Below are 259 nucleotides of genomic sequence, written 5' to 3' on the forward strand. Positions count from 1 at the left end.
GATCGGCGTGCACCGCCTCCTCCCCCACCACCGCGGAGCCGGGCAGCAGCGCGGTGAGCGAGGCGGTCAGGTGCTCCTCGGCGAGCCGGTCGGCGACCGTCACCAGGTCCTGCGGCCCGGTCTTCTCGCTGATCTCATGCGCGGCGAGCGACCGGAAGCGGGGCATCACCTCGGCGGCGGCCGCCTGCCGCACGGCCTCGCCCACGGCTGCCGTGAGCTTGTCCCAGTCCTCCGCGCTCACCACTCCACAGTCCTCGAT

At 73.7% G+C, this 259-nt stretch carries 1 protein-coding gene; it reads right to left on the reverse strand.

Features of this window, described 5'->3' with window-relative positions:
• On the reverse strand, positions 1 to 241 hold a 241-nt coding region (locus ACSNOK_RS34940), incomplete at its 3' end, for an inositol monophosphatase family protein (protein WP_436784725.1).
• Positions 242 to 259 lie beyond the last annotated feature (18 nt).

This window comes from Streptomyces sp. URMC 126, assembly GCF_051386555.1.
GTDB lineage: Bacteria > Actinomycetota > Actinomycetes > Streptomycetales > Streptomycetaceae > Streptomyces.